The sequence below is a fragment of the Nocardiopsis sp. NPDC055824 genome (assembly GCF_053616335.1).
The window spans coordinates 1-3,792 of sequence record NZ_JBSHDN010000346.1 but is presented as its reverse complement, the minus strand read 5'-3'; the positions used below and the strand labels follow the sequence as shown (position 1 = coordinate 3,792).

At 70.7% G+C, this 3,792-nt stretch carries 3 protein-coding genes; 1 reads left to right on the top strand and 2 read right to left on the bottom strand.

Features of this window, described 5'->3' with window-relative positions; all coding sequences use genetic code 11:
* Positions 1 to 27: 27 nt before the first annotated feature.
* Together ACWGL3_RS31525 and ACWGL3_RS31520 are read right to left on the bottom strand one after the other, a co-directional pair.
* On the bottom strand, positions 28 to 1,167 hold the full coding sequence (locus tag ACWGL3_RS31525; RefSeq protein WP_267947526.1) for an ABC transporter substrate-binding protein: 1,140 nt from the start codon (positions 1,165 to 1,167) through the stop codon (positions 28 to 30).
* Between the two features lie 211 nt (positions 1,168 to 1,378).
* On the bottom strand, positions 1,379 to 2,380 hold the full coding sequence (locus tag ACWGL3_RS31520) for a LysR family transcriptional regulator (protein ID WP_452462138.1): 1,002 nt from the start codon (positions 2,378 to 2,380) through the stop codon (positions 1,379 to 1,381).
* Positions 2,381 to 3,027: 647 nt separating this feature from the next.
* On the opposite strand from ACWGL3_RS31520, the gene ACWGL3_RS31515 reads away from it, so the two are divergent.
* The gene (locus ACWGL3_RS31515; protein WP_267947524.1) at positions 3,028 to 3,732 is read left to right on the top strand and encodes a hypothetical protein; all 705 of its coding nucleotides are present in this window, start codon (positions 3,028 to 3,030) and stop codon (positions 3,730 to 3,732) included.
* Positions 3,733 to 3,792: the final 60 nt, after the last annotated feature.

Here is a 3,792-nt window from a genome sequence, read left to right as displayed (position 1 = left end):
GCCCGGCGGCCGGCACAGGGTCGGGGGTCATACCGCGCACGACTCCTGGGCGATCTCACGCACGAAGTTGTAGTCGGCGTCGATGGCCGCGGCGTCGGGGATGTCCTGGAGGTCCTCGAACAGCTCGGGGTTCTCCTCCATGACCGACACGATCGGGCCGGGCTCGAAGTAGTCGTTGATGTCGAAGTCGAAGTCGATCTCGCCCTGGTTGGCGAGCAGCTGCCCGACCGTGTCCAGCGCCAGGTAGTTGCAGGCGGAGAAGCGGGGGTCGAGCTGCGCCACGTTGTACTGCATGGCCTCCTGGGCGACCTCGGGGTCGGTGCCGGTGAGCCACTGGACGGCCGAGGAGGCGGCCTCCTCGGGGTTCTCGCGGATCCACTGGTCGGAGGCGGCCCGTGCGGCGAGGAACTCCTCGACGGCCTCGGGGTTCTCCTCCAGGAAGGTCGGCGTGGTGACGATGTAGCCGATGAAGGGGATGTAGCCGCCGCCCCTCAGGACGATCTCCGAGCCCTCGACCTGCTCGGTGATGGTGATCGGCCACGGGTCCCAGATGACGGCCGCGTCGATGCCGCCGGTCTCCAGGGCCACCGCCATGTCCGGCGGGGCGGTGTTGACGAGCTCCACGTCGTCCGTGTCGATGCGGAGGTCCTCCAGCAGCCCGAGCAGGTAGAGGTGGTTGATGGAGCCGATCGAGACGCCGATCGACTTGCCCTCCAGCGTGGACAGGTCCTCGCCGTCGATCTCGGAGCCCTCGGCCGCGACGATGGCCGCGGTCTCGTCGATGCTGCGCTGGGTGGCCGAGCCGGTGTAGTTGCCGACCAGGCTCAGCTCGGCGCCCTCCTGCGCGGCCGCGATGGCCGGGGTGCCGACCTGGATGATGTCGACGTCGCCCGCCTCCAGGGCGTTGATCGCGTCGACGCCCGTGGGGAAGGGCTCGGCGAGGGTGACGTCGAGGTCGCGCTCCTCGAAGAGGCCCCGCTCGGTGCCGATCGGCAGGCCGATCTGGTCGATCGCGGAGACGTAGCCGGCGTTGATGCTCGTCAGCGAGCCCGAGCCCGCGTCGGCGCCCTCGACGTCGTCGTCGACGGTCGAGCCCCCGGTACAGGCGGTGAGCAGAAGCACCGACGAACATGTCGCGGCGAGGGACAGCTGGGAAAGTCGAGGCATGGACTTCTTCCGATCACACAGGGTGGCACCCCCGCGAACCCCGGCTCACCCCGACCCACCAGGGGAGATCGGGGAATGGCTGTCGCCTGTCACGAACGGGGGTAGCGGAGAGTGAAAAAGGGGGAGCTCGGAAGGGGATGACGGTTCGCGCCGGTCTGAATCCCCTCCGCCGTTTCGCGTGGTTGACGCTACTATCCGCGCCACCCTGGCGTTAAGTCCTATTCCCTGATGACGGTATTCGAGAAGTGAATACTGTGTCGGATGAACGCTTCCGTGGCGAGATGACTCTGATGGTGCCTGTGGGACTCGGCTGTTCGGTGATGGTCCGCAGGACGCTGCGGGCGGCCGGGGTGAGGGGGCGCGTCGAGTCCCAGCACACGGCGACCCGCCGCTCGGGGGGCCCTTCGAGCCGCCTGATCCGGACCCCGCTGGTGTCCGCGATCGACGCCGCCAGCCAGTTCGTGACGCCGACGCCGATGCCCTCGGCGACCATCGACACGAGCGTCTGCGGCTGGTTGGTGGCCTGGATCGGGTCGATCTGCAGCCCCCGCTCCTGGAACACCCGGTAGGACTCGAACTCCGAGGTCTCCGGGGCGTCGAGACGTCCGATGGACACGATGGGGTGCTCCGCGACGGCGTCGACGGGCACGGGGTCGGGCACGTCCCCGAGGGGGTGGCCCTCCGCGTGCAGGACCACGAGCGGCTCGGACCACAGGGGCAGGCTGGTGACCGAGGGGGACGTGGGCCGGGGCGACATCGGCCGCAGGTAGAGGTCGATCCCCCCGGACGCGAGGGCCTCGTCGAGTTCGAGGGTGGAGCGCTCCACGAGGACGACCTTGACGTCGGGGTCCTCGGCGATGAGGTTCTTGAGGAGGCCGGGGACGAACGCTGCGCTGGCGCTCGGGTAGGAGCCGAGGGAGACGATGCCGCGCGTGCCTCCGCGCCAGGGGGCCATGGCGGACTCGGCCGCCTCCAGCGCGCGGAGCACGTTGCGGGCCTGGACGGCGAGGGCGTCACCCGCCTCCGTGAGGCGGACCGGGCGCTTCTTGCGGTCGAAGAGGGGCTGGCCGATCTCGCGTTCGAGCGCGGCCACGTGCTGGCTCACGCGCGGCTGGGACCTGCGGGTGGACTCGGCCGCGGCGACGAAGCTCCCGGTGTCGATGACGGCCAGGAAGGAGACGAACCACTCCAGGCGGATGTCCGCGTCGAGCATGGACGGGTCTCACTCTCGAAGATGTTCGGACGGGCGGGGGAACCCGCCCCGGACCGGGTCGGCGGGCGTCGCGTCCGGGAGGTCCGGACCGGGGAAAGGAACGGCGGGAAAACGGATACGTCGAGATCAGGGGCTTGGAAAAGGGGGGTGGGGGAGTTCTGGAAGGGGGGTCGGGGTGCGGGGGAAAACCGGCTCGGGGAGTTCGGGGGCCAGGGCCTCCGAGAGGTTTCGCATGGAACGGGCGTGACACACGTTATAACCACCGGAACCAGAAAGAGTTCACCGTTTCGCCACATAAGTACATAAAACGGACCCAACGGTGCCGACTATCCAGGATCCTGATCCCGGTATGCCGAAAACACACGCGGAATCCGCCGCCGGGGACCCGCGCCGGACCGTCCGCCGCCCCCGCTCCGGGGACCGGGCGGGGCGGGGCGCCAGGGGTCCCGGGGACGGGCCGCCGCCGTGTGCGGCCGGCGCCCGGGAAGGACGGGGCGCGGGCGGGACGGGGGCCGGGCGGGACGGGGGCCGGGACGGGGCGCGGCGGTGTCCGATCGATGGGGGGACGCGGAACTTGCTAGGTTTCCGTGTGTCCCCCGTCGGCGCCACTCCCGTCCGCCCGGCGCTCCCCGAACCGAAAGCCACCCATGCGACTGATCCCGTCCTCCCCCCTGTCGTGCCTGGGCACGGCCGCCGTCGCCGTCGTCGTCGGCGGATTCGTCCTCGTCGGCTGTGACGTGGTCGACACCGACGAGTTCGACATGGACTTCAGCTTCTTCTCCGCAGACGGCGAGGAGTCACCGGACGAGGACCCGAGCGCCGAGCCCGGCGCCGAGGAGGGGGAGGAAGAGGAGACGGAGCAGGAGGCCTCGTCCTACGGGCTCCCCGATTCCTGCGCCGCGGCCGGGGCCGCCGAGGTCGTCGGCGACCTGGCCCCGGGACCCGTCCTCGCCGAGGACGCCGGCCCGGTGGAGGGGATCGACGGCGCCGAGCAGGTGGTGTGCTCCTTCAGCGACGGGAGCGGCACCGCGGGCGCCCCCTCCCTCACCCTGGTCTTCACGTCCGGCGCCGACCCCAGCGCCAACCCGGACGTCGTCCAGGTGCCCGGCGCCGAGGAGGAGATGAACTGGGAGGTGGACATCGACGTGGACGTGGACACCTACCACACCGACGAGTCCGACTCCCTGGGCGGCGACCTGGAGTACGTGGGGACCGTGGACGGTTCGAGCCGCAACCTGTACCTGTCCCTGCCGGGCGACCTGTACGTGACCGTGATCGCCTACGGCGAGGAGGTCCCCCGCGAGGACCTGGAGCGGATCGTCATGCAGGCCGCCGAGCGCGTCCGCGGCTGACCGCGCGCGGGGCCGGGCTCCGGACGCCGCACACACGACGAGGGGCCGTCAGCGTCGCGC

Bases quoted from the DNA above. Each gene is read 5' to 3' on its own strand.
- ACWGL3_RS31520 (WP_452462138.1), bottom strand. From the start codon at position 2,380: ATGCTCGACGCGGACATCCGCCTGGAGTGGTTCGTCTCCTTCCTGGCC.
- ACWGL3_RS31525 (WP_267947526.1), bottom strand. From the start codon at position 1,167: ATGCCTCGACTTTCCCAGCTGTCCCTCGCCGCGACATGTTCGTCGGTG.
- ACWGL3_RS31515 (WP_267947524.1), top strand. From the start codon at position 3,028: ATGCGACTGATCCCGTCCTCCCCCCTGTCGTGCCTGGGCACGGCCGCC.